Here is a 246-nt window from a genome sequence, read left to right as displayed (position 1 = left end):
ATAACAGGGGTAGTAACTATGTTAACTACTTCCTTTAATGCTTCGAGCCCCCTAGGTGAAGCCCAGGCTTGGAATTTGTGTGAAAAACATGGCCGTAAAGTACAAAGTCAGCCCCCTCCTTCTCAGCTTGCATTGCTTCTTCTGGAGAATGAATGGACTTTCCAATTTTCAGGTGTGAAAAATTGGCTTTTACTTCAGAAACACTATGACTATTGTAACCTAATTGGACACCAACAGTCCCCATAA

At 41.9% G+C, this 246-nt stretch carries 1 protein-coding gene; it reads right to left on the bottom strand.

Going from position 1 to position 246, the window contains the following annotated elements:
• Positions 1-34 precede the first annotated feature (34 nt).
• On the bottom strand, positions 35-246 hold a 212-nt coding region (locus AOA60_RS09735; RefSeq protein ID WP_218240613.1), incomplete at its 5' end, for a thiamine phosphate synthase.

Source organism: Pseudomonas sp. 2822-17 (genome assembly GCF_002742485.1).
GTDB classification, from domain to species: domain Bacteria; phylum Pseudomonadota; class Gammaproteobacteria; order Pseudomonadales; family Pseudomonadaceae; genus Aquipseudomonas; species Aquipseudomonas cyclaminis.
This window is presented reverse-complemented; position numbering and strand designations above follow the sequence as displayed.